The organism is Pseudomonas sp. 9.2(2024) (assembly GCF_039695385.1).
GTDB classification, from domain to species: Bacteria; Pseudomonadota; Gammaproteobacteria; order Pseudomonadales; family Pseudomonadaceae; genus Aquipseudomonas; species Aquipseudomonas paraglycinae.
On the sequence record NZ_CP155585.1, the window covers coordinates 311,122 to 334,777 of the forward strand.

The following is a 23,656-nucleotide window of genomic DNA, read 5'->3' on the forward strand; positions in this document are numbered from 1 at the left end:
GCTCCTTAAGCCTGAACCAGCGGGCCGGGGTTTTTCAGGTATTGCTCGCGGATCGCTTTCGCCGACCAGTAGGTCAGCGCGGCAACCAGGCCGGTCGGGTTGTAGCCCAGGCCTTGCGGGAATGCCGAGGCGCCCGGGACGAATACGTTGTGCACGTCCCAGCTCTGCAGGTAGCGGTTCAGCGCGCTGGTCTTCGGATCGGTGCCCATGATCGCGCCACCGTTGAGGTGGGTGGTCTGGTACGACGCGGTGTTGAAGTGGTCGCCGACTTTCTTGCCGATCACGGCGATGGCTTTCGGGCCCATGGCCTCGGCGATCTTGCCCATTTTCTCGACCATGAAGCGGTTCATCTTGATGTCGTTTTCCTGCCAGTCGAACGTCATCCGCAGCAGCGGCATGCCGTAGGCATCGCGGTACACCGGGTCCAGATCGAGGTAGTTGCCACGGTAGGACTGATGCGCGCCGTGGGCGTCCATCGACACTTGGTGGGTGTAGTAATCGGCGGTGGCGCGTTTCCACGCACTGCCCCAGGCCGGAGTGCCCGGCGGGTTGGAGGTGCCGGCGATCGGTCGGCTGCCGGCCTGGTTGACCCACATCGGCGAGCCGCCGACGAAGCCATGCGGTCCGTGATCGAAGTTGTCGGCGTTGAAGTCATCCACCGCCACACCGTTGCCGCCGGCGCCGATGAAGTTGTTGGTGTGGGTGTCCTTGTCGAAGAACGCCTTGATGGTGGCCATGTTCTGGTAGGCGAAGTTGCGCCCGACCACGCCTTCACCGCTGACCGGGTCGTAGGGTTTGCCGATGCCGGAAAGCAGCATCAGGCGTACGTTGTGCAACTGGAACGCGCCGAGGATCACCAGATCCGCCGGTTGTTCGATCTCGCGACCCTGGCCGTCGATGTAGGTGACGCCGGTGGCTTTGGTTTTGGTGCTGTCGAGGTTGACCCGTAGCACGTGGGCGTTCGGCCGCAGTTCGAAATTCGGCAGCGGCTTCAGCGCCGGCAGAATGTTCACGTTCGGCGACGCTTTGGAATACATGTAGCAAACGTAACCGCTGCAGAAACCGCAGAAGTTGCACGGGCCCATCTGCGCGCCGTAAGGGTTGGTGTACGGCCCTGAAGTATTTGCCGAAGGCAGGTTGTAGGGTTTGTAACCCACCTCCGTAGCCGCTTTGCCGAACAGCTGTGCGGAAACCGTGTTTTTCTGCGCTTCCAGCGGGAATGGGTTCGAGCGATCCGGTGCGTACGGGTTGCCGCCCTTGCCCTGACCGACCAGTTGGCCTTTCACGGTCCAGGCCTGGCCGGAGGTACCGAAGACTTTTTCGGCGAAATCGAAGAACGGTTCCAGCTCTTCATAGCTGACGCCGAAGTCCTGGATGGTCATGTCCTTGGGGATGAAGCTTTTGCCGTAGCGCTCTTCGTAGTGGCTGCGCATGCGCAACTCGATCGGGTCGACCCGAAAGTGCACGCCCGACCAGTGCAAACCGGCGCCGCCCACACCATTGCCCGGCAGGAACGCGCCCAGTTGGCGGTTCGGCAGGGCGATGTCGTTGACGCTGTGACGGATGGTGACGGTTTCCTTGGAAACGTCCTGGAAGAGTTTTTTCCGCACGCTGTAGGTGAGTTCGTCGATCACCTGGGGATAGTTGCCGTCCGGGTAGGTGTCCTGCATCGGTCCGCGTTCCAGCGCCAGCACGTTGAGTCCGGCTTCGGTCAGCTCCTTGGCCATGATCGCGCCTGTCCAGCCGAAACCGACGATCACTGCGTCGACCTTCTTCATTACCGTTGCCATGCTCACGCCCTCTCGCCGCGAATCGAAACTGCCGGGAAGGGGTACTGCTCGTTGCGTTCCACCCAATCCATGAAATCGGCGCGGGCGCCGGGGAAGCCGATCATGGTCCAGCCGACCATGCCTTTATTGCCGCCGTGGATCGGGTCGCAGAAGAACCCTTCCTTGGTGTTTTGCAGCAGCAAGCTGAAGAAAATCTTCGCCGGAACCGCGTCGAATTGCGGTTTTCCGGCTTCAAGCTGCTTGAGCAGATCGTCTCGGGTAGCGCTGTCTTGCTCGGCAAATGTTTTACCGTTGATGGATTTTGCCCACTGATCCGTGGCGGCGATGCCGAGGCGATAGATCTCTTTTGGCACCAGTTTGCTCTGCCAGCCCATCTCTGGCGCGGCGTCGGCATTGAACGGGCCCTGCATGTACCAAAGAGCACCGGCGGCGTACGGGGTGTTCATCTGACGGTCGATGTATTCCGGCACGCCGGCCTCGAGCGCACCTGGACCCTGCGCATCTTTGGGGATCAATTGCGCGACGGCGGCATTGATGAACGCCCACTCTTCGGCGGTGAAGTAGCTTGGCTGATAAGTGCTGGCTTCAACCGCGACCGATTTTGCCGGGGCGGGGGCAGGCGCGCTTTCGGGCGCTGCTTGCAGCACCGTGCTGCCGAGACCGCTGCCGGCCAGAGTCACGACCGGAATCAGGGTCAGGGATTTGCGCAAAAACTCACGCCGCGGGTTGTCTCGATCTTCATCAGACATGGGTATGCACCTCATCAGGCATTGATGGTTGTCAGCCGTTTCTGCGAACGGCTCAAGAATTTTCTGGCTGCGACGTGGCCGGAATGACCGGGAGAAGGGGGACGCGTCTGCAACATGATGTGACAAATGGTAGCAGGCTAAGCAACCGGATGAACCGATTCAGCCAAAAAAAGACCGCTTTTCGACCAAGGGAACCGGTGTCTTCACGATTCTTTTACAAGCGCCTCACAGGGATTTGACTGCGAGGCTCGCAAGCTGCGGTCCTCACTGATGAAACCCACACGGTCGCCGTAAAGCATGTTCCTGACGCGTTTTTCCTCCGTACTCTATTTGTCGCTGCTTGCGCTGTTCAGCTGGATTCCCGCTCAGGCTGCGGACACTCCGGCTTCCCGTCCCGTCGAGTGGGCGCAACCGGTAGAAGTGCAATACAACCTGTTCCAGATGTCGCCCACGCTGTATCGCAGCGCGCTCCCCGACGACGGCGCGGTACCGTTGCTGAACAACCTGAAGGTGGCCACGGTCATCAACTTCCTGCCGGAAGCGGATTCCAACTGGTTGAAAGCCCCCGGTATCCATCAGGTGCAATTGCCCTATCGCACCAATCACGTGGACGACAGTGACGTGCTCAAGACCCTGCGTGCCATCCAGTCCGCCGAAGCCGACGGCCCGGTGTTGATGCACTGCAAGCACGGCTCCGATCGCACCGGCCTGATGGCGGCGATGTACCGGATCGTCGTGCAGGGCTGGAGCAAGGAAGACGCCCTGAACGAAATGACCCAGGGCGGGTTTGGGGAGAGTGGGCACTTCCGGGACAGCGTGCGCTACGTGATGCAGGCCGATGTCGATAAATTGCGCACCGCGCTGGCCAATGGCGATTGCAGCACCAGCGCGTTTGCCACGTGCTCGATGAAGAGCTGGTTTCAGACGGTCAATCTGAAGTGACCCGTCCGGCCTCCACGTCAACGAGGCCGGCGACCGGCCGGCCGATGAACGCTTCTACCGCGTCCAGCAACGGACGCCCCGCACCTGGTGCAAAGAACGTGGCGCGGAACTCTCGGCCGGTTTGCGCGTTGAACACCCAGTCCCGGTTGAAGCGCTTGAACGCTTCCTGAGCCAGCGCGCCCGACCAGACGTAGGCGTAAACCGAAGCGTCGTACTGGGTCACCATGTAATCGAATCCATTGGCAAACCGGTGATCGCCCGGCAGTTGCAGAGGACTCAGGCTGCGCTGCACGTCGGTGCAGACCTCCTCGACCGAGCGCCCGTCGCCGGGGGTCAGGTGCAGCTCGAAATCAATCATCGCCCCCATCAGCAACAAGGCCTGCTGCCGGCTGGAGTGGGCCTGAGCAGCTGACAGTGCCGCGTCGACCCGTGTGGCGCTCAAGCGTTCGCCGGTCTGAAAATGCGCGCCGAGCCACAGCACAAACTCCCGCGACAAACACCACTGCTCGAACAACTGCCCGGAAAACTCCGCCGCTTCATGGCCCAGTTGCAGGATGCCGGACAGGCTGTGATGGGGCGAGCGTGTCAGCACGTGTTGGAGGCAATGGCCAAACTCATGAAACAGCACCCGCAGATCGTCGATTTCGAGCCAGCACGGATGGGTATCGGTGGCCGGTGTGAAATTGCTGTAGAGCAGGGCAATCGGCAGCGCCGGGCGGCCTTCGGCGTTGATCCGGCGATTGCGCAGCGTGGAGGTGCCGGGGAAGTCCACCGCGTTGTCGCGGTGAAACGGGTCGAGGTAGATGTAGCCGATGACCTGTTCATGCTCGCTGATTTCCAGCAGGCGCACATCGTCATGCCAGTGGCCGCCACCGGACCGCTCGACGATGCGTATCCCGAACATTCGTTCGCAGAACAGAAAGAGCCTGCGCAGGGTGCCCTCGAGCGGAAAGTAATCACGCAGGTTTTCCAGCGCACCGGGAAACTGCTGTTGGCGCCATTGTTCGGCCAGGAAGTCTTCATCCCACGGCTGGACCCGGTCGATCCCGCGTTGCTGCGCGAAGGCTGCCAGTTGCGCTGCATCCTGCGCGAGGGTAGGTGCCAGTTGCGACGCCTGACGCTGTAGAAAACTACTAACCCATGCCGTTGTCCCGGCGCTGTTTTTGGCCAGACTCAGTAGTGCGGCGTTTTCGTGGCCGAATAAACGGGCTTTCTGCTGGCGCAAGGCGAGCAGCGTCTTCAGCACCGGGCCGTTATCGAAGCGGCCGGCCAGTGGGCCCCGATCGGAGGCGCGGGTCATGTAGGCAACGTAGCACTCCTCCCGCAAGGCGCGGTTCTCGGCGTACTTGAGGATGTGCTGGCAGGTGTTCTGGTCCAGCCGGATCAACCAGCCGTCATGCCCGGTCTGGCGTGCGGCGAGTGCCAGCCGATCTTTCATGGCCGGCGACAAGCCTGCGAGCAGCGCAATATCGTCAATACGTTTGCTCCACGCCTCGGTCCAGCGATCGAGGTTGTCCAGAAATACGAATTCCAAGCCTCCGATCTCGCGGTTCAACCGCGCCAGCTCCTGCTGCTGTTCAGTGGGAAGCTCAATGCCCGACTGCTTGAATCGGCGCAGAATTCGCGACAGTGCGATGTTGCGCGCCTCATCGAAACTGCCGGCGATCGAGCTCTGCGCCAAACGCTGATAGGTCTCGTACAACCGGCGATTGTGGGCTTTTTCAGAGCGATACTGATTGATCGCCAGATGCGCTTTGGCGCTTTCCACGAGCCAGACCGCATCGTCGGATCTGACCATCGACAACGTTTCAAGAATCGAGCGAACTTCACCGAGGCGCGCGTCGGCTTCGTCGATGCTCAGTACCAGATCATCCCAGCCGGGATGTTCGGTCTGACTGGCGATCACCTGGGCGATGATTCTTTGGTTGTCCGCAATGATGCTGGTGACCGCCGGCAGCAGGTGCTCGGCGCGAATCGCTGGCCACGGTGGCAGCGTCCAGTGTTGCAGGAGGGGATTGGTGTCGGGCATGGCAGCTTCCTTCGAGGCGTGGCGCAAAAGGCCAGCCTACGAAGCAAGTGCGGGGGACAGGTGTTAAGCCAATACCACCTTCCACCGACGAATCGGGGAAGGTGATTGAGGATCAGTGCTGCTCGTCGGGCTTTTTCTTCAACTTCGGATTCGGGAAGAACTGCACCGCCTGAACCGTTTTGTCCGGGGCAGGCTTGAGCGCGCTGGTGTTGACCCGCGTGCCCAGCTCTTTCGGCACCGACAGCCCTTGGGCATTGAGCGTATCGCTGTAGCCGCACGCCACACATTCGCGGTGCGGGACATCGTCCTCGCTCCACATCATCAGTTTGTCCGGCTCGCTGCACGCCGGGCAGACCGCCCCGGCGATAAAGCGTTTTTTGGTCTTCACGGGTGCCTCACTCATGCTGCCGCGTCCTCACTCAGGCCGCTGTGGCGCAAGAGTGCGTCAATCGACGGCTCACGGCCACGGAAGTCGACGAACAGCACCATCGGCTCCTGCGAGCCACCGCGGGCCAGGATCGCTTCACGGAAGGCGCGACCGGTGTCGGCATTCAGCACGCCGTCTTCTTCGAACTTCGAAAAGGCATCCGCCGACAGCACTTCCGCCCACTTGTAGCTGTAGTAACCCGCCGCGTAACCGCCGGCGAAGATGTGGGCGAAGCTGTTCGGGAAGCGGTTGTAGGCCGGAGGACGCATCACCGACACCTCGTCACGCACGCCTTCCAGAACCTGCGCGACGCTGCGGCCGTCACCGTGAGTGGCGTGCAGTTCGAAGTCGAACAGCGAGAATTCCAGTTGGCGCACCATCATCAGACCGGACTGGAAGTTCTTCGCCGCGAGCATTTTTTCCAGCAGATCCTGCGGCAGCGGCTCGCCGGTTTCGTAGTGGCCGGAAATCAGCGCCAGACCTTCCGGCTCCCAGCACCAGTTTTCCATGAACTGGCTCGGCAGCTCGACCGCGTCCCACGCCACGCCGTTGATACCGGAAACGCCGGCATGCTCGACGCGGGTCAGCAGGTGATGCAGGCCGTGGCCGAATTCGTGGAACAGGGTGGTCACTTCATCGTGGGTCAGCAGTGCAGGTTTGCCGCTGTCGGCCGGGGTGAAGTTGCACACCAGATTGGCCACCGGGCTTTGCAGCACCCCGTCGAGGGTGCGGCGACGGTCGCGGGCGCCGTCCATCCACGCGCCGCCACGCTTGTTGGCGCGGGCGTAGAGGTCGAAGAAGAAGCGACCGACGTGCTGGCCGTTTTCCTTGATCTCGAACAGGCGAACGTCCGGGTGCCAGGTGTCGAAGCCTTTCAGTTCGGCGATTTCAATGCCGTACAGGCGCTGAACGATGGCGAACAGGCCGCCGAGCACTTTGTCGATCGGGAAGTAGGCGCGCAGGGTTTCCTGGGCGACGCTGTAGCGTTGTTCACGGAGTTTTTCACCGTAGAAACCGCTGTCCCAGCTTTGCAGATCGGCGCAGCCTTGCTCGGCGGCGTAAGCCTTGAGCTGTTGCAGATCCTGGGCGGCAAACGGTTTGCTGCGCTTGGCCAGATCGCGCAGGAAGCTCAGCACCTGATCGCTGGATTCGGCCATTTTGGTGGCCAGGCTCAGCTCGGAGAAGCTGGAGAAACCAAGCAGTTTGGCCAGCTCCTGACGCAGGTCGAGGATTTCGCCCATCACCGGGCCATTGTCGTTCTGGCCGGCGTTCGGGCCTTGATCCGACGCACGGGTGCAGTAGGCGGCGTAGACTTCTTCGCGCAGCGCACGGTCCTGGGCGTAGGTCATCACCGCGTAGTAACTCGGGAATTCCAGGGTGATCAGCCAGCCGTCGAGGCCTTTGGCCTGTGCCGCAGCGGCCATTTGCGCCTTGGCCGAATCGGTCAGGCCGGCGAGGGCGGCTTCGTCGGTCAAGTGCTTGGTCCAGGCCTGAGTGGCGTCGAGCAACTGGTTGGAGAAGCGGCTGCCCAGCTCGGACAGCTTGCTCTGCACTTCGGCATAGCGCTTCTGCTCGGCTTCCGGCAGGTCGATGCCCGACAGACGGAAATCGCGCAGGGCGTGTTCCAGAATGGTTTTTTGCGCCACGTCGAAACCGGCGGCTTCCGGGCTGTTGGCCAGGGCTTCATAAGCCTGGAACAGTTCGCGGTTCTGGCCCATTTCGGTGGAATAGGCGCTCAACGCCGGCAGGCACGACTCGTAGGCTTCACGCAGTTCGGCGCTGTTGCACACGGCATTGAGGTGGCTGACCGGACTCCAGGCTGCGCCCAGGCGATCATTGAGTTCGTCCATCGCCAGCACCAGCCCGGCCCAGGTCGGGTTCTGGCCTTGGGTCTTGAGGATTTCGGCGATGGCGGCGCGGTTGTCGGCCAGAATGGTTTCGATGGCCGGCTGCACGTGTTCGGCACGGATCGCGGAGAACGGCGGCAGGTCGTAGGACTGCAGAAGAGGGTTGTTCACGCTCACGGTTGGCACCTTGGCTGGAAGAAACATGCGCCCATCTTAATTACAATCGACACCCACCGCAGCTATCGGCGACAGAGAGAGAACTAATCGTGTCCCTTCGCAAGTACCAGAATCACACCCCACGCTTGAGCCAAGGCGCATTTGTCGACGGCTCGGCGGTGGTGATCGGCGACGTCGAAATCGGCGAAGACAGCTCCGTGTGGCCGCTGACCGTGATCCGCGGCGACATGCACCGCATCCGCATCGGCGCGCGCACCAGCGTGCAGGATGGTTGTGTGTTGCACATCACTCACGCTGGCCCGTTCAACCCGGACGGTTTCCCGCTGCTGATTGGCGATGACGTGACCATCGCCCACAAGGTCATGCTGCATGGCTGTACGGTCGGCAGCCGCGTACTTATCGGCATGGGCAGCATCGTCATGGACGGCGCGGTGGTCGAGGACGATGTGATCATCGGCGCCGGCAGTCTCGTGCCACCGGGCAAACGCCTGGAAAGCGGTTTCCTGTACGTGGGCAGTCCGGTGAAACAGGTCCGTCCACTGACCGACAAGGAAAACGCCTTTTTCACCTACAGCGCGGCGAACTACGTGAAGCTCAAGGACCTGCATCTGGCCGAAGGCTACGACCAGCTCTGATTTTTCTCTCTATTGCCCGGGATTTTTCATGCATTACCAGACCGTACTGTTCGACCTCGATGGCACCCTTACCGATCCGCGTGAGGGCATCACCCGTTCCATTCAGTTCGCCTTGAGCAAGCTCGGCATCGATGAGCCGGACCTGACCAAGCTGGAACACTTCATCGGCCCGCCGCTGTTGCAGGCGTTCATGCAGTTTTATGGTTTTGATGAAGCGAAGGCGTGGGAGGCGGTGAATTTCTACCGCGAGCGCTTCAAGGTCACCGGCCTGTACGAGAACCGGGTGTTCGAGGGCGTCACGCCGTTGCTGGAAACCCTGAGCGGCCAAGGCCGCCAGCTGTATATCGCGACGTCGAAGCCGTGGGTGTTCGCCCGGGAAATCGCCCGGCACTTCGACTTCGCCAAACACTTCAAGGTGATCTACGGCAGCGAACTGGACGGCACCCGCACCAACAAGGTCGATCTGATCGCCCACCTGATGGCCGAGGAAGGGCTGGATTCGGCCAATACGCTGATGATCGGTGACCGCAAGCATGACCTGATCGGTGCTCGCAGCAACGGGCTGGATGCGGCGGCCGTGGGTTACGGTTTTGGCAGCCATGAAGAGCTGAGTGCCGAAGCGCCGGCTTATCACTTCGAGACTTTGGATCAATTGCATCAGGCATTTTTGCGGCGCTGATGAATCAGCCATCGCGAGCAGGCTCGCTCCCACAGTGACCGCGTTTCAGTACCGGAACTCGGTTTCCTGTGGGAGCGAGCCTGCTCGCGATGGGCCTGAAAGCCGCTGTAGATTTATGAGCCTGCCAGCACTTTCAAAGCCGACTTACGCTCAACGACCGGCAAGCCACCCAACTTTTCGACCTCTGCGTAAAACCTGACCCAATCCCCACCAACCTGCCTGAACAACGCCGCAAACGCCGGCACCCACTGGTCATACAGCCCGAACGGCAATAGCCGTGCGTTGTTCAACGGCGCATTGACCCAGGCGTCATAGCGTTTGTCGCCGGCCCACTGGTCATCGCGCATCGCTCGGTAATCCTGTCGAAACCGTTCGAACTCTGCCGCCTTGCGCTCGCGCATCTGCGCTGTCGCCAATGGTTGTGCATAGAGTTTTTCGAGGCGTGAACGGGTATCGAGGATCAGCTGAATGAATTGATCCCGCTGCTTCAGTTTCGAGTCGTTTTCCGGGGGCAAGCCACGAAACGCTCGCCACTGCCGCGTACCTTCCTGCTCGACGAAGGTCGCGAAGGACTCGTTGAACTCGGTGTCATCCTTCACATAGAAACGTTGGTGGGCCAGTTCATGGAAGATCAGCGTCGCCAGACGCTCGTCGCCCCAGCCCATCATCGAATTGAGGATCGGATCGTTGAACCAGCCGAGGGTCGAGTAGGCCTCGACGCCGCCGATCGACACGTCCATGCCTTGCAGGCGCTGAATCGCTGCTTCGCCCCGCGCCGCGCTCTGGCTGTAATAGCCGCGATAGGCCACGCAACCGGCAATCGGGAAGCAATGGTTCTGCGGGCTCAGGGAAAACTCCGGGGTGGCGAACACATTCCACACGACAAACGGCCGACCGATGTCGGCGTAGAGGCGATAGCTTTGGTTGTCCGGCAGGTGCAAATGTTCGCTGGCAAAAGCCCGGGCTTTCTGGGATTGGGCCAGGTGAGTGCGCAGTCTGGCGTCGCGGGTCGGGTCGGCGATCACCTTGGCCACCGGCTCCCGCGCCCGCAAAAGCTGCAGCTGACCGCTGGCCAGCTGGCTGTAATAGCTCAGGCTTGAGCAACCGTTGAGCAACAAAATCATCACACCCGGAAACAAAACCCGCAAAACGCGATCAAGTAACCCATGGCTTGGAAGCGGCCTGATCAAAATAAGAAATCCCCCCGGAAAGTCTGCCCAAGACTATCCCGCCCATTGGAGCTCCGCTATGCGCATGTTGATACTGACAGGAAGCGTGCTGACGCTGGCCGGTTGTGCCGGATTCGGAATGCCGACCCCTGACCCCTCGCAAGCCTGGATCGATCTGGATGCCCGGCAACAGGACACGGCGTTGCAGGCGCTGGAAGTCGACAACAAGGCTTCCGTCGATCATCGTTACTTCGAAGTGCAGCCCGGCAGCCATGAACTGACGGTTCGTTATCAATTCCCGGTCGAGGCGACCAACATCGGCCCGGATGCCGAGCCGCTGTGGCGCGATTGTCAGTTGAACGTGAAATTCAAGGATTTCAACGCTGGCCAGCGGTATCAGTTGCAGGCGGGTAGCATCGGTTTCCGTCCGTGGGCCAAGCTCTATGACCAACAACGCAACGTGGTGGGCCAGGGCACGCCAGCGGGCTGCCAGCGAACCTGATCGGCGTTATGCTGGATGTCCGAACTCACGGACATCCATCATGCGCACGTTGATGCTGTTGCTGGCCGCAGGCGTACTCGCCGGGTGCCAGACATCGTTGCCCCCCGTCGATCCGAACATGGCCTGGGTCGAATTCTCCACGCCAACCCCCGGCGGAAAACTGCTGATGGCCGAGCGTCTCGACAACAGGCGGCTGACTGACGGGCGCTTCTTCCAGGTCACGCCCGGCAGCCACGAGCTACGGGTACGCTTCGACTTTGAAGTGTTCGGCGGAGGCGGCAGCCTGATGACCGGCCCCGTGGAGCGTCTGTGCTACCTGACCATCCGCTACGATCATTTCGAGGCGGGCCAGCGTTACTTGCTCGAAGGCCGTTCGCTGGCGTTTACCCCGAGTGCCCGCCTGTACAACGACAAGCGGGAAATCGTCGCCGAGGACCGCGAAGTCAACTGCATCATCTGATGCGTATCAGCGGTCGTTCTTCTGATAGATGATGGCTTTGGTGCCGTTGTCGCAGGTGCCGACGATCATGGCGATGTCGTGTTTTTCAGCCTCTTCCTTGGAGACTATCTCCAGGGTGTAGGAGGGCACGGCGTTCGCCTGAATCTTGATTTCGATCTCTTGCTTGAGTTCTTCGCAGTCTTTGGGCGCTGCGAAGGCCGACGTTGCCAGCACGCCACAGATAACCGCCAAGGCAAAACGTTTCATGGTTGAAGCTCCATCGAAGCAGCGCGCACGAAGATGCGCGAAAGCTGCTGTCATTTATTCGACCACATTTTTGCCTGGCGGGTTCTGATTAGGCTCAAAGCAGTCAGCTGACCAGCGATGCGTCGAGACTGATCTTCGCATTCAGCACCTTGGACACCGGGCAACCTTCCTTGGCCTTGTTGCTCAGCTCTTCGAACTGCGCCTGGGTCGCTCCCGGAATTTTTGCCTTGAGGATCAGTTTCACTGCGGTGATCGCAAAGCCGCCATCCACCTGGTCCAGCGTGACCTCGGCCTGGGTGTCGATGCTGTCGGCCTTGAGCCCGGCGTCACCGAGAATCATCGAGAACGCCATGGAGAAACAGCCCGCATGGGCGGCGCCGATCAGTTCTTCCGGATTGGTGCCCTTGCCGCCTTCGAAGCGGGCCTTGAAGCCGTAGGGCGCTTCGCGCAGGACGCCGGTTTCGGTGGAAATCGAGCCGATGCCGGTTTTCAGGTCACCTTCCCAATGCGCGGATGCCTTCTTCACGATAGCCATGTGTGCCTCCTTCAAATCGGGCGCGAGACGCCGCGCCGTCGTGGTTTTTGCCTGCAAGGCTTCTGAGGATAGACGCCGGAACAAAGTTCAGCCCAAGTGAATCGTTGACTTTTTTAGTAGGAAATTTCGGATCGGCTATTGAAACTCGGGTATATGCCCTCATTGCACAGAACACGCTTATGAATTGGGCAGGTTTGCGTTCGCCAAGAACACACCTGCGCCCTCAATCGGAGATGCAGGTTTATGAAGCAACTGTCCGACGTAAAGTTTTCCACCCTTGATCTGGTGCCGGTGCGCGAGAACGGCAGCCCGGCGCAGTCGCTGCGCAACTCGCTGGATCTGGCGCAGCACGTCGAGAAGTTCGGCTACACCCGGTTCTGGGTTGCCGAGCACCACAACATGGACGGCATCGCCAGTTCTGCCACCTCGGTGTTGCTGGGCTATCTGGCCGGCGGCACGTCGACCATCCGGGTCGGCTCCGGCGGCGTGATGCTGCCCAACCACGCACCATTGGTGATCGCCGAGCAGTTCGGCACCCTCGAAAGCCTGTATCCGGGACGGATCGACCTCGGTCTGGGGCGTGCGCCGGGTTCCGACCAGATGACCGCCCGCGCCTTGCGCCGTGAGCGCTCCGGCAGTGCCGATGATTTCCCGGAAGACGTGGCTGAGCTGGCGCGCTTCCTCGGTCCGCGCACCCCGGATCAGCGCGTGATCGCGATGCCGGGCACCGGCACCAACGTGCCGATCTGGCTGCTCGGTTCCAGTCTGTTCAGTGCACAACTGGCCGGCGAGCGCGGTTTGCCCTACGCCTTCGCCTCGCATTTCGCACCGCGCTTCATGCATGAGGCGATTCGCGTCTACCGCAATCACTTCAAGCCATCGGCGGTACTCGACAAACCGTACGTGATGCTCGGCGTGCCGCTGGTGGCGGCCGATACCGATGAACAGGCTGATTACCTGGCGACCTCGGTGTACCAGCGAATTCTCGCGCTGATGCGTGGGCAAAGTCTGGTGCAGCGCCCACCGGTGAAAACCATGGACGGCCTGTGGCTGCCCCACGAGCGTGAGGCGGTGGGTGATTTCCTCGGTCTGGCGATGGTCGGCAGTCCGCAGAAAATCCGCGCGAAACTCGAAGTGCTGATCGAACAGACTCAGGCTGATGAGCTGATCTTCACCTGCGACCTGTATGAACACGCCGATCGCCTGCATTCCTACGAGCTGCTGGCGCAGGTCATGAAGGGCTGAGCCCGATCGCCGCGAACAAAAAAGCCGACGCATTGCGTCGGCTTTCGTTTTTCCGGCGTGATCAGCCGCGGGTGTAGACGATCTCTTTGGCGCCGCCTTCGCAGGTGCCGACGACTTTGCCGCCACTGGCCGCACCCTTGTCGACAATCTCCAGCGAATACCCGGAAACGCCCTTGGCATCCAGCTTGGCCGCGATTTCAGCCTTCAGTTCTTCACAAGGCTTGCCGGCAGCAAACGCACCACCCGCAAGGCTCAACAAACCTACTGCCAACATGAACTTCTTCATCGGTCGCACTCCCTGGTCGGATTAAAAAAGGCAGGCATCGAGCCGTTCGCTCGATGCACTCACCTCGTAGCGCATTGCCATTCCTATGGCACTCGGCCAGCGCGCAAGTTCAGAAGCGTAGACCAAACTCAGCTGCTGGCTATCCGGAACCCGACTTTCAGGGTCACTTGAAAGTGCGCCGCCTTGCCATCCTTGATGTGGCCGCGGGTTTCGGTCACTTCAAACCATTCCAGATGCTTGATGCTCTTGTTGGCCTCGGCCAACGCATTGTTGATGGCGTCTTCGATGCTGCTGGTGGACGAACCGACCAGCTCGACTTTCTTGTAGGTGTGATGGTCACTCATGGTGTTCTCCTTGAAGTGTGCAATTGAGCCTAGCAGCGATTTGCCGTGTTGATTTCGGCGATCCGGGCGAGAGGAAGTTCAGATTTTCTGCACTTTCCAGAAACGCTGAAGTCCCAACCAACACACGCCACTCATCACCAATGCAGGAGAGCCACAATGGCCAACACCTCGTTACGCAAAGCCTCGTTGCAAAGCATGGAAGCGGAGATCGAGAGTCTGCTCAAGTCGTTGGAAAGCCTGAAGGACGACGCTTCTGACGAGTCGCGCAAGACCCTCAAGGCGCTGAAAAGCAATGCCGAAAGTGCGCTGAAACATTCGCGCAGCCTGCTCAGCGATGCCTACGAAGAAGTCAAAGTCAAAACCCGCGAGACCGGGATCGCCACCCGCGATTACGCGCAGGAACATCCGTGGACGACCGCCGGTGTGGCGGTCGGTGCGCTGGGTCTGCTGGCCGCTTACTTGCTGTTCAAGCGCGGCGAGTGATCTGCCTGGCGCAGCTCGTTCCTGAGCCACTGCGCCAATTGCCGGGCGCGCCCGTCTGCGGCGCGCTTGGGTAGCCACAACGCCAGTTGCGCCGGGGTTTCACTGAAGCCCCATGGCGCGACCAGGCGACCGGCCTTCAAGTCTTCGGTCACCAGCGGTTCCGGCGCGATCGCCACGCCCAGCCCGGCGACGGCCGCTTCCAGCAAGTAATACAAATGCTCGAAACCCTGCCCCAGCTTCAACGCCTTGGCGTCGAGGCCGCTTTGCTGCGCCCAGCTCGGCCAGGCTTGCGGGCGTGAAGTCGTGTGCAGCAAGGGTTCGTCGAGCAGGGCAATGGGCGGTGCCGATTGCAGGCGCTGGTAGCCGCTGAACAGCGGACTCATGACCGGGCCGATTCGCTCGCTGGCCAGCTCGTACACCTGCATGTCCGCCGGCCATGGCGGTTCGGCGAACAGCAGCAATGCATCCAGTCCCGGGCGACGCGGGTCGAGATCGCCTTCACCGGCGGACAGGTGCAGACGCAAGTCCGGCAGATCGGCATTCAGCCTTCCCAGTCGGGGAATGAACCAGCGCGCCAGCAAGCTACCGGAGCAACCGAGTACGAACGGCGCATCGGCGGTGCTTTGGGTCAGTTCGGCGCAAACGCTGCGCAAGCGGTCGAACGCCTCGCCGCTGGCATCGCGCAGACGGATGCCGGCATCTGTGAGTTTCAGGCCACGACCGTCCTTGACGAAAAGACTGACGCCGAGATGCTCTTCCAGCACCTTGAGCTGGCGGCTGACCGCACCGTGAGTCACGTGCAGTTGCTCCGCAGCCTGGCTGACACTGTTCAGGCGGGCGGTGGCTTCGAAGGCGCGCAGGGCGTTCAGCGGGGGGAGGTCATGGCTCATGATATCTGTGAGTTTTCCTGACAGGTTGTGGCGATCTTATCGGTTTTCAGTCTGGAAGGTCAGGGGTAGAGTGAACGCCATTGTCTTCTCGTGAAATCCGCTGGAGCGAACCATGACCCAGACTTCGAACACCTCCGATCTGCGTAACGGCCCTGACGCCAACGGCCTGTTTGGCTCGTTCGGCGGCCGTTACGTCGCCGAAACCCTGATGCCGTTGATCCTCGACCTGGCTCGTGAATACGAAGCGGCCAAGGAAGATCCGGCGTTCAAAGAAGAATTGGCCTACTTCCAGCGCGACTACGTCGGACGTCCGAGCCCGCTGTATTTCGCCGAGCGCCTGACCGAGTTCTGCGGTGGCGCCAAGATCTACCTCAAGCGCGAAGAGCTGAACCACACCGGCGCGCACAAGATCAACAACTGCATCGGCCAGATCCTGCTGGCGCGGCGCATGGGCAAGAAACGCATCATCGCCGAGACCGGCGCCGGCATGCACGGCGTGGCTACCGCCACCGTGGCTGCGCGTTTCGGTCTGGACTGCGTGATCTACATGGGCACCACCGACATCGAGCGTCAGCAGGCGAACGTATTCCGCATGAAGCTGCTGGGCGCCGAGGTGATCCCGGTGGTCGCCGGCACCGGCACCCTGAAAGACGCGATGAACGAAGCGCTGCGTGACTGGGTGACCAACGTCGACAGCACCTTTTACCTGATCGGCACCGTGGCCGGCCCGCACCCTTATCCAGCCATGGTTCGCGACTTCCAGGCGGTGATCGGCAAGGAAACCCGCGATCAGTTGCAAGCTCAGGAAGGTCGTCTGCCGGACAGCCTGGTGGCGTGCATCGGTGGCGGTTCCAACGCCATGGGCCTGTTCCACCCGTTCCTCGATGACAAGAGCGTCGAGATCATCGGCGTCGAAGCCGCCGGTTACGGCATCGAGACCGGCAAACACGCGGCCAGCCTCAACGGCGGCGTACCGGGTGTGCTGCACGGCAACCGTACCTTCCTGCTGCAGGACGACGATGGCCAGATCATCGACGCCCACTCGATTTCCGCCGGCCTCGACTATCCGGGCATCGGCCCTGAGCACGCGTGGTTGCATGACATCGGCCGCGTCCAGTACACCTCGGTGACCGACGACGAAGCCCTTGATGCGTTCCACAAATGCTGCCGCCTCGAGGGGATCATCCCTGCATTGGAAAGCGCTCATGCGTTGGCCGAAGTATTCAAACGCGCACCGAAACTGCCGAAGGATCACCTGATGGTGGTCAACCTGTCCGGCCGCGGCGACAAAGACATGCAGACCGTCATGCACCACATGGAACACTCTCAACAAGAGCAATCGAAGCAGGAGAAACACTGATGAGCCGCCTGCAAACCCGTTTTGCCGAACTCAAGGAACAGAATCGCGCCGCCCTGGTGACCTTCGTCACTGCTGGCGACCCGGACTACGACACCTCGCTGGCAATCCTCAAAGGCCTGCCGAAAGCCGGTGCCGACGTGATCGAACTGGGCATGCCGTTCACCGACCCGATGGCCGACGGCCCGGCGATTCAGCTGGCGAACATCCGTGCTTTGGGCGCCAAGCAGAACCTGATCAAAACCCTGCAAATGGTTCGCGAGTTCCGCAAGGACAACAGCGACACGCCGCTGGTGCTGATGGGTTACTTCAACCCGATCCACAAGTTCGGCGTCGAGCGCTTCATCGCCGAAGCCAAAGAGGCCGGCGTTGATGGCCTGATCGTGGTCGACATGCCACCGGAGCACAACTCGGAGCTGTGCGACCCGGCCCAGGCAGCGGGCATCGACTTCATCCGCCTGACCACCCCGACCACCGATGATGCGCGTCTGCCGAAAGTGTTGAACGGCAGCTCCGGCTTCGTTTACTACGTGTCGGTTGCCGGTGTGACCGGTGCCGGTGCGGCGACTCTGGAACACGTCGAGGAAGCGGTGGCGCGTCTGCGTCGTCATACCGATCTGCCGATCAGCATCGGTTTCGGTATCCGCACGCCGGAGCAGGCCGCGTCCATCGCGCGTCTGGCCGATGGTGTGGTGGTGGGCTCGGCGCTGATCGATCACATCGCCAACGCGACCACGCCGGACCAGGCCATCGACGGCGTGCTGAGCCTGTGTTCGGCGCTGTCCGAAGGCGTGCGTAAGGCTCGCGTCAGCTGAAGGTAAAGTTCCTGATACAGAGGAATTAGGGCCTCGCGGCACAGACTAATTGAGCAAGACCGAGGGATTCAGAACCACGTTCTGAATCCCTTTTTGCTGTCAGTGCAGTGAGGAAAGACCCGATGAAAATGCCGAAACGTCTGATTGCCAGTCTGGGCGTGCTGATGATCAGCGCGACGCCGCTGCTGGCCAGCGCCGATCCGCGCGACGATCACGACCACGGCGGCCCGCAACAGGGCCACTACGACAATCGCGGTGGCGATCACCATGATTGGCAAAGCAACCATCGCGGCGGCCCGCCGCCTCGGGATTTTGGCCCGGTGCGTCAGGTGATCCGTGACAATCATGGCTATTTCGTTCGCGGTGCGCCGCCGCCTCCAGGCATTCATCTGGTCCGTGGCCGCCCGCTGCCCCATGGCTATTACGGCGAGCGGCTGGATAACCGGGCGTTGAGTCGTCTGCCGTATTACCCGGGTTATGAATGGCGTCGTGCTGGCGGTGACATCGTGCTGATCGCGGTGGGCAGCGGGGTCGTTTACGAAGTACTGGATGGCGTTCTGTACTGATCGTCAGGCAATAAAAAAGACCGCAGCCTTTACCGGCTGCGGTCTTTTGTTTTCAGGGCCTGTGTTTTTTTCAGGGCAGTTCCAGTCCGCCCGAGGCTTTGTGCAGTTTGCGCAGATGCTCGCCGATCTGTTTCACGTTGGCCTCGCTGGCCGCAATTTCGGCTGCTCGTTTGGGCTCGAGCAATGCGCGTACTTCCTTATCGAGATCGCCGGTCAGGGCCAGCAATTGTTTCTGGCGCTGGCTGCTTTCTGCTTCCAGTCGGCTGAATTCGCTTGGTTGCGGCAGGCCATAACCTCGGGAGTCGAGCAATTCTGCCGGTCGGCTGAGGAAGCCGCTGTTGGCGAGGATCTGCTGCAAGGTCGCGTTGGCCTTGTCCATGCCACCGTCTTCCAGCTCACGGGCGCCGAGGTAGCGTTGCTTGACCTCATCCTGAGCCAACAGCAATTGGCGGCGGAAACTGGCTTGCTCCAGCAATAACAGCGCGGCGCTGGTGCGCAGGTCTGCACGTTCGAACCATGGGCGACGTTCTTCGGCGGACAGCGAAAGCCATTCTTCAACGGTTGCCTGCTTGATTGGCAATTGCTTTTTCAAGACATCGAACATCGCCTGATAACGGTCACGAAACGAGTCGAAACGATAACCCAGGCGCAACGCCTCTTTCGGATCATCGAGCACGCTGGTGTCGGCCAGGCCTCGCCCCTTCAGCACCTCCAGCAAGCCGTTGGGCATGATGCTGTCGAGGCCGGTGAGCCGGGCGTTGTTGCTGCCGCTGCGCAGCAGTTTCAGGCCTTCGACCGCACAGTTGTTGGAGAGAAAGAAGTAATTGCCGTCGTAGCTCCAGTGCATTTCGGCGGCGTGTTCGACTACGCCCTCGATTTCGCTGCGCGAGAGATTCAACGGCACCGACGCCAGGCTGCGCAGTTCGGTCTTGGTGTACTCGTCGATCACCTGCGCCAGCGGCAACACAAATAGGCGCGACGGGTATTTGCCGACCAGTCCGTCCCAGCTCGACAGCTGTACGTCACCGACGAAGGCGCGGTATGAGAGCACCAGATGCTGGTCCAGATCCAGTCGGCAGTCCGGCCCGCGTGGTCGGCCCGGTGCACAGATCACCAGACGCAACATGCTGTGGCCCCAACGGCTGACCCAGTTCTGGTTGGCTTCGGCCAACAGGTAATCCACCGCGTACACGCGCTCCGGATCAACCTGGCCCAGGGGCTGTTTGGCAAAGTCGTTGCCGGCATTGAGGAAAGCGAAGGTTTTGGCGCACTCATCTTTCGCGGGCGGTGCCCAGCCGAAGTGCTCCTGGTAATAGCGATACAGCGCCGGGCGCCGGCAGGCGTAGCTCGGGTCGAGGAGGAAATACTCCATGTTGACCGCGACAAACTCCTTCGGGCTGGAGATTTCGTAAAGGTCGGGGCTGCGAGCGATCTGCCGGTTGTGCTGTTCACGTTCGCCACGACGGCCGACGTATTGCTGCCAGCCGGCGAGATCGAGCAGGCGTGGATCATCGCTGAGGGTGAAGCGCCGACCGTTCTGGCCGCGGCACTCATCGGGAATGCCGATCAGCCCGGCGCTGTTGTTGCGTCGGGTACAGCGCTGGATCAGCGTGCGTTCGGCCGCCGGCCACAAGCGCGCGCGATCGTAAATGTGGGTGATTTCGTGCAGCACCGTGGCCAGCAGTTCCCGGCGAACGGTGCCGTGGGGGCGATTGGTTTTTTGCGTGGCCGCGCTGCCGTCGGTGAGGCTGGCGAGCAGTTTTCGGTTCAGGTCCAGCTCGGAGACGAGCGTCGCCTGGCCGTAGGCGTTGCCGGGCATGTCGTCGGTCCAGCCGACATCGATACGCCGGTCCAGGCGTTCGATGAAGCTCGGCGGCAACGCCTGCATGGCTTCATCGAGCAGTGCCTGGCTGGCCTGCTGTTGGGCGGGGCTCAGGCCGTCGATCTTGAGCCGCAATTGCAGGCCGGCGTGGGCGCTGTTGCCAAGCAGCAACAACGCCCCGGCCAGCAGCCAGGCGCCGAGTGACTTCACAGTGCGAGGATGGCTTCGGCGAGTACCTGATCACTGGCGTCGCGAGCTTCCGGCACGCGGGTGCGCAAGGTGTTGAAGGCGGCTTCCAGGTTGGCACCACGGATATCACCGTCGCTGGCCACGAAACTGGCGGCGTCGTCGTGGGCTTCGCGGATGATTTTCGAATCGCGAATCGACGTAGTGGTGTCGGAGGTGAAATCGATGGTGCGCTGGGAGGCGCGGACGATGATGTTACTGGTGGCTACCAGGGTGTGTGCCTGGGCCATATCGGCCAACAACAGCAGGCCAAGGGCGGCAGCAATCAGCGGGCTACGCATGGAACGACTCCGAAAAGACAGGGATGACTATTGGACGAGAATTGACTGTGCCAGTTCAAGGTCGCTGACATGAAGTTTTGGCCGGCTCTTGCGCAGGTAATGCAGGGCGGATTCGAGCTGTGCGCCGCGCATCTGGCCGTCACTGGCAACGAACGCTGCAGCATCGTCGTGCGCGGCGACGATCAGTTTACGGTCGAACGGCGCGGAAGACACCATGCCGGTGGCCCAGACGCTGACAACGGTGTTCTGTGTGGACACATCGAAGGCGTCTGCCAGAGGAATCCAGCAGGCGGTGATCAGTACAGAGGGGATAAGCAGATTTGTAAGAAAACGCATGGGACTCGGCAGCTGTTGGCGAGTCCCAAGGCTAGCGCAATGCCCGGACTAGAGCCAGTGCCGAAACATCGGGACACTAGCGGCGTGCCCCGTAATGTTCCATTGCTTAGATCGTCAGAATGGCCTGGGCCAGCTGTGCGTCGGTCGCGTTCAGTTGCGGAGCCTGATGACGGATGTGATCCAGTGCGCTCTCCAGTTTCACGCCACGGATTTCACCTTCGCTGGCCACGAAGCTGGCGGCGTCGTCACGGGCGGCGAGCACGATCTTGTCGTCACGGAAGGACGAGGTGACGTCGGAGGTGGCATCGGAAGAGGACTTGAGTGCGCCAACCACGGCGTCGGTGGTCACGATGAAGCTGGTGGCGCTGGCGTTGGCAGCGACGGCCAGCAGTGCGGCGGCGCTGAGCAGACGAAGACGGGACATGGGAGAACTCCTGTGGATAAACCGTATTGAGAGGTGGCTCGGTGTCTGAAGGTCAGACGCCAGTCGCACAGCATTCGCCACGTTCTGCATGGATCTTAGGCCTCCGTTCGGGATTCGCACAGTGGTCAGGATGCTGGCCTGAACACATTTTGCGTAACTGTACTTGTCTTTATTAACTTTTCGAAAACTGTATCTGTTTGATGTTTCAAACTGGATATTCAGTTTTTTCTGCCCTGAAACGACAAAACCCGTCGCGGTTTCCCGCGACGGGTCTTGTGTGTTCAATTCGGGTTGCTGGCGGTGGGTCTAGCGACCAGAGCCAGCGACGCTGCTTAGCGCCAGAACGGCTTGCTCAGCTCTTCGTAGCGTTGTGCTTCGCTAATCCCGGCGTCAGCCAGCAGACGCGAATCCAGACGAGCCAGTTGATGGCGGCTGGAGATGCGGCGCTGCCACAGCATCAGGTTGGCGATAACGCGCAGAGGCAGGGAAGCCTGGGTGTTTACAGCTTTGTCTTCGAAGAACAGTTCGGAACTGAGTGTACGTTCCATGGTTGACATCCTTCCGCTTGTGGCGGGATTAGGTAGTGGTTTAACTGGTGCCCATGATCCTCTCGTTTAGCCAGACTCTCTAGATACAGTTCACCTGTATTGTGAGTGACCAGTTAACTGTTTATAGAGGGTGTACGGGTCAAAATCGCGCAAACTGTACCTGTCTGCGCTTATTTGGTGCATTTTTGCCCAAATCGATGATTCGAGTAGGCAAAAGCCGTAGGAATAGACCGGTACAGCAGTACAGTTTTTGACGGCTGCGGCGGTTTTCAAATTTCCGCTGACGAAACTGTGTTTGCGCCAGCGGAAAATCTGTGCGGATTACACCGCCAGCATGCGTCCGGTTTCTTCCAGATTGATGTGCCAGCTCAGGGCGTCACGCAGGATGTGCGGAGTGTGGCCGCCGATCGCACAGGCTTTTTCGAAGTAATCGTTCAGCGCCGGGCGGTAATCCGGGTGCACGCAATTATCGATGATGACCCGGGCGCGTTCCCGTGGCGCCAGGCCGCGCAGGTCGGCCAGGCCCACCTCGGTCACCAGGATGTCGACGTCATGCTCGGTATGGTCGACGTGGCTGACCATCGGCACCACGCTGGAAATCGCGCCGCCCTTGGCGATCGACTTGGTCACGAACACCGCCAAGTGTGCGTTGCGCGCGAAGTCGCCTGAGCCGCCGATGCCGTTCATCATTCGCGTGCCGCAAACGTGGGTCGAGTTGACGTTGCCATAGATGTCGAACTCAAGGGCCGTGTTGATGCCGATGATGCCCAGACGCCGCACCACTTCCGGGTGGTTGGAGATCTCTTGCGGGCGCAGTACCAGTTTGTCCTTGTACTTCTCCAGGTTGCCGAACACGTCGCTGTTGCGCCGCTCAGACAGGGTGATCGAACTGCCCGAGGCAAAGCTCAGCTTGCCGGCGTCGATCAGGTCGAAGGTCGAGTCCTGAAGCACTTCGGAGTACATGGTCAGGTCTTCGAACGGCGAGTCGATCAGCCCGCACATCACCGCGTTGGCAATGTTGCCGATCCCGGCCTGCAACGGTCCGAGCTTGTTGGTCATGCGCCCGGCGTCGACTTCTTGCTTGAGGAAAGTGATCAAGTGATCGGCGATGGCCTTGGTGTCGACATCCGGCGACGACACGGTGGACGGCGAGTCCGACTGCTGGGTGATGACGATGGCGACAATCTTCTCCGGCGGGATCGGGATCGCAGTGCTGCCAATACGGTCGTCGACCTTTACCAGCGGAATCGGCGTGCGGGTCGGACGATAGGTCGGGATGTAGATGTCATGCAGACCTTCGAGGTTGGCGTTGTGCGCCAGGTTGATCTCGACGATCACGTGTTTGGCGAAGATCGCGAAGCTCGCCGAGTTGCCCACCGATGTAGTCGGCACGATGTGGCCCTGTTCGGTGATGGCCACCGCTTCGATCACGGCGATGTCCGGCAGCTTCAGTTGCTGGTTGCGCAGTTGCTCGACGGTTTCCGACAGGTGCTGGTCGATGAACATCACTTCGCCGGCGTTGATCGCCTTGCGCAAGGTGCTGTCGACCTGGAACGGCATACGCCGCGACAGCACGCCGGCCTCGGTCAATTGTTTGTCGAGGTCGTTGCCCAGGCTGGCGCCGGTCATCAGGCTGATCTTCAGCGGCGTGACCTTGGCTCGCTCGGCCAGCGCATGGGGCACGGCCTTGGCTTCGCCGGCGCGGGTGAAGCCGCTCATGCCGACGGTCATGCCGTCCTCAATCAGCGCAGCGGCGTCGGCGGCGCTCATCACTTTATCCAACAACGAAGGCAGGCGAATACGGTCACGGTACATGGATTATTTTC

Annotated in this window: 27 protein-coding genes; 10 read left to right on the forward strand and 17 right to left on the reverse strand. The window is 60.9% G+C overall.

What is annotated here, in order from left to right; all coding sequences use genetic code 11:
• Window positions 1-5: 5 nt before the first annotated feature.
• Both ABFB52_RS01435 and ABFB52_RS01440 read right to left on the reverse strand, forming a co-directional pair.
• Window positions 6-1,790, reverse strand: coding sequence for a GMC family oxidoreductase (locus tag ABFB52_RS01435; protein WP_007953975.1), 1,785 nt, complete (start codon window positions 1,788-1,790; stop codon window positions 6-8).
• A 2-nt stretch (window positions 1,791-1,792) separates the two neighbouring features.
• Window positions 1,793-2,539, reverse strand: a complete 747-nt coding sequence (locus ABFB52_RS01440; RefSeq protein ID WP_129973322.1) for a gluconate 2-dehydrogenase subunit 3 family protein — start codon at window positions 2,537-2,539, stop codon at window positions 1,793-1,795.
• A gap of 297 nt (window positions 2,540-2,836) precedes the next feature.
• Between ABFB52_RS01440 and ABFB52_RS01445 the strand changes: the two genes are divergently transcribed.
• Entirely contained in the window at window positions 2,837-3,481 is a 645-nt protein-coding gene (locus tag ABFB52_RS01445; RefSeq protein WP_129973321.1) for a dual specificity protein phosphatase family protein, read from the forward strand.
• Here ABFB52_RS01445 and ABFB52_RS01450 read toward each other — a convergent pair.
• The 3 genes from ABFB52_RS01450 to prlC form a co-directional block, all read right to left on the reverse strand.
• Window positions 3,468-5,510 (reverse strand): M3 family metallopeptidase, encoded by a 2,043-nt coding sequence (locus ABFB52_RS01450; protein ID WP_129973320.1) that lies wholly within the window; start codon window positions 5,508-5,510, stop codon window positions 3,468-3,470. The two genes, ABFB52_RS01445 and ABFB52_RS01450, sit on opposite strands and share 14 nt — an antisense overlap.
• A 112-nt stretch (window positions 5,511-5,622) precedes the next feature.
• Window positions 5,623-5,913 carry a YheV family putative zinc ribbon protein gene (locus ABFB52_RS01455; RefSeq protein WP_007953955.1) on the reverse strand — a complete coding sequence of 97 codons (291 nt, stop codon included), beginning with the start codon at window positions 5,911-5,913 and terminating at the stop codon, window positions 5,623-5,625.
• Window positions 5,910-7,961, reverse strand: coding sequence for an oligopeptidase A (gene prlC, locus ABFB52_RS01460; RefSeq protein ID WP_129973319.1), 2,052 nt, complete (start codon window positions 7,959-7,961; stop codon window positions 5,910-5,912). The genes ABFB52_RS01455 and prlC overlap by 4 nt, the downstream gene beginning before the upstream one ends.
• A gap of 89 nt (window positions 7,962-8,050) precedes the next feature.
• On the opposite strand from prlC, the gene ABFB52_RS01465 reads away from it, so the two are divergent.
• Both ABFB52_RS01465 and ABFB52_RS01470 read left to right on the forward strand, forming a co-directional pair.
• Window positions 8,051-8,596 (forward strand): gamma carbonic anhydrase family protein, encoded by a 546-nt coding sequence (locus tag ABFB52_RS01465; protein ID WP_064379538.1) that lies wholly within the window; start codon window positions 8,051-8,053, stop codon window positions 8,594-8,596.
• Between the two features lie 28 nt (window positions 8,597-8,624).
• A complete protein-coding gene (locus tag ABFB52_RS01470) occupies window positions 8,625-9,275 on the forward strand; it encodes an HAD family hydrolase (RefSeq protein WP_129973318.1) in 651 nt (216 codons plus the stop codon).
• A 113-nt stretch (window positions 9,276-9,388) separates the two neighbouring features.
• On the opposite strand, the gene ABFB52_RS01475 is transcribed toward ABFB52_RS01470, so the two are convergent.
• Window positions 9,389-10,465, reverse strand: coding sequence for an aminopeptidase (locus tag ABFB52_RS01475; protein WP_129973317.1), 1,077 nt, complete (start codon window positions 10,463-10,465; stop codon window positions 9,389-9,391).
• Window positions 10,466-10,523: 58 nt separating this feature from the next.
• On the opposite strand from ABFB52_RS01475, the gene ABFB52_RS01480 reads away from it, so the two are divergent.
• Both ABFB52_RS01480 and ABFB52_RS01485 read left to right on the forward strand, forming a co-directional pair.
• Window positions 10,524-10,946, forward strand: a complete 423-nt coding sequence (locus ABFB52_RS01480; protein ID WP_129973316.1) for a hypothetical protein — start codon at window positions 10,524-10,526, stop codon at window positions 10,944-10,946.
• Between the two features lie 40 nt (window positions 10,947-10,986).
• Window positions 10,987-11,406 (forward strand): hypothetical protein, encoded by a 420-nt coding sequence (locus tag ABFB52_RS01485; protein WP_102688251.1) that lies wholly within the window; start codon window positions 10,987-10,989, stop codon window positions 11,404-11,406.
• A 6-nt stretch (window positions 11,407-11,412) separates the two neighbouring features.
• On the opposite strand, the gene ABFB52_RS01490 is transcribed toward ABFB52_RS01485, so the two are convergent.
• Window positions 11,413-11,652, reverse strand: coding sequence for a DUF1161 domain-containing protein (locus ABFB52_RS01490; protein WP_007953935.1), 240 nt, complete (start codon window positions 11,650-11,652; stop codon window positions 11,413-11,415).
• A 103-nt stretch (window positions 11,653-11,755) separates the two neighbouring features.
• Window positions 11,756-12,187 carry an OsmC family protein gene (locus ABFB52_RS01495; RefSeq protein WP_011331817.1) on the reverse strand — a complete coding sequence of 144 codons (432 nt, stop codon included), beginning with the start codon at window positions 12,185-12,187 and terminating at the stop codon, window positions 11,756-11,758.
• 243 nt (window positions 12,188-12,430) lie between these two features.
• On the opposite strand from ABFB52_RS01495, the gene ABFB52_RS01500 reads away from it, so the two are divergent.
• Window positions 12,431-13,432, forward strand: coding sequence for an LLM class flavin-dependent oxidoreductase (locus ABFB52_RS01500; RefSeq protein ID WP_039764807.1), 1,002 nt, complete (start codon window positions 12,431-12,433; stop codon window positions 13,430-13,432).
• Between the two features lie 61 nt (window positions 13,433-13,493).
• Here ABFB52_RS01500 and ABFB52_RS01505 read toward each other — a convergent pair whose 3' ends face one another.
• Complete coding sequence (locus tag ABFB52_RS01505; protein ID WP_085748065.1) at window positions 13,494-13,718, reverse strand: DUF1161 domain-containing protein; 225 nt, start codon at window positions 13,716-13,718, stop codon at window positions 13,494-13,496.
• A gap of 128 nt (window positions 13,719-13,846) precedes the next feature.
• A complete protein-coding gene (locus ABFB52_RS01510; RefSeq protein ID WP_007953919.1) occupies window positions 13,847-14,062 on the reverse strand; it encodes a dodecin in 216 nt (71 codons plus the stop codon).
• Window positions 14,063-14,218: 156 nt separating this feature from the next.
• Here ABFB52_RS01510 and ABFB52_RS01515 point away from each other — a divergent pair, with 156 nt between their 5' ends.
• Window positions 14,219-14,545 carry a DUF883 family protein gene (locus tag ABFB52_RS01515; RefSeq protein ID WP_011331820.1) on the forward strand — a complete coding sequence of 109 codons (327 nt, stop codon included), beginning with the start codon at window positions 14,219-14,221 and terminating at the stop codon, window positions 14,543-14,545.
• On the opposite strand, the gene ABFB52_RS01520 is transcribed toward ABFB52_RS01515, so the two are convergent.
• Window positions 14,518-15,435, reverse strand: coding sequence for a LysR family transcriptional regulator (locus ABFB52_RS01520; RefSeq protein WP_085748066.1), 918 nt, complete (start codon window positions 15,433-15,435; stop codon window positions 14,518-14,520). The two genes, ABFB52_RS01515 and ABFB52_RS01520, sit on opposite strands and share 28 nt — an antisense overlap.
• Window positions 15,436-15,547: 112 nt before the next feature.
• Between ABFB52_RS01520 and trpB the strand changes: the two genes are divergently transcribed.
• The 3 genes from trpB to ABFB52_RS01535 all read left to right on the forward strand — a co-directional run bounded on the left by trpB (window position 15,548) and on the right by ABFB52_RS01535 (window position 18,173).
• Window positions 15,548-16,795: a tryptophan synthase subunit beta gene (gene trpB / locus ABFB52_RS01525; protein WP_085748067.1), complete on the forward strand. Its 1,248-nt coding sequence runs from the start codon at window positions 15,548-15,550 to the stop codon at window positions 16,793-16,795.
• Window positions 16,795-17,607 (forward strand): tryptophan synthase subunit alpha, encoded by an 813-nt coding sequence (gene trpA, locus ABFB52_RS01530; RefSeq protein ID WP_007953915.1) that lies wholly within the window; start codon window positions 16,795-16,797, stop codon window positions 17,605-17,607. Before trpB ends, trpA begins: the two co-directional genes overlap by 1 nt.
• A gap of 122 nt (window positions 17,608-17,729) precedes the next feature.
• Window positions 17,730-18,173, forward strand: a complete 444-nt coding sequence (locus tag ABFB52_RS01535; RefSeq protein ID WP_007953914.1) for an anti-virulence regulator CigR family protein — start codon at window positions 17,730-17,732, stop codon at window positions 18,171-18,173.
• 70 nt (window positions 18,174-18,243) lie between these two features.
• Here the strand turns inward: ABFB52_RS01535 and ABFB52_RS01540 are convergent, their stop codons facing one another.
• The 6 genes from ABFB52_RS01540 to ABFB52_RS01565 all read right to left on the reverse strand — a co-directional run bounded on the left by ABFB52_RS01540 (window position 18,244) and on the right by ABFB52_RS01565 (window position 23,645).
• Window positions 18,244-20,205, reverse strand: coding sequence for a DUF4105 domain-containing protein (locus ABFB52_RS01540; protein WP_129973315.1), 1,962 nt, complete (start codon window positions 20,203-20,205; stop codon window positions 18,244-18,246).
• On the reverse strand, window positions 20,202-20,522 hold the full coding sequence (locus ABFB52_RS01545; RefSeq protein ID WP_007953910.1) for a DUF2388 domain-containing protein: 321 nt from the start codon (window positions 20,520-20,522) through the stop codon (window positions 20,202-20,204). The genes ABFB52_RS01540 and ABFB52_RS01545 overlap by 4 nt, the downstream gene beginning before the upstream one ends.
• A gap of 27 nt (window positions 20,523-20,549) precedes the next feature.
• On the reverse strand, window positions 20,550-20,858 hold the full coding sequence (locus ABFB52_RS01550; protein WP_129973314.1) for a DUF2388 domain-containing protein: 309 nt from the start codon (window positions 20,856-20,858) through the stop codon (window positions 20,550-20,552).
• A 106-nt stretch (window positions 20,859-20,964) separates the two neighbouring features.
• Window positions 20,965-21,282, reverse strand: a complete 318-nt coding sequence (locus ABFB52_RS01555) for a DUF2388 domain-containing protein (RefSeq protein WP_007953908.1) — start codon at window positions 21,280-21,282, stop codon at window positions 20,965-20,967.
• Window positions 21,283-21,614: 332 nt separating this feature from the next.
• Window positions 21,615-21,830: a DUF1127 domain-containing protein gene (locus ABFB52_RS01560; RefSeq protein WP_007911656.1), complete on the reverse strand. Its 216-nt coding sequence runs from the start codon at window positions 21,828-21,830 to the stop codon at window positions 21,615-21,617.
• Between the two features lie 321 nt (window positions 21,831-22,151).
• A complete protein-coding gene (locus ABFB52_RS01565) occupies window positions 22,152-23,645 on the reverse strand; it encodes an acetyl-CoA hydrolase/transferase family protein (RefSeq protein WP_074689736.1) in 1,494 nt (497 codons plus the stop codon).
• Window positions 23,646-23,656 lie beyond the last annotated feature (11 nt).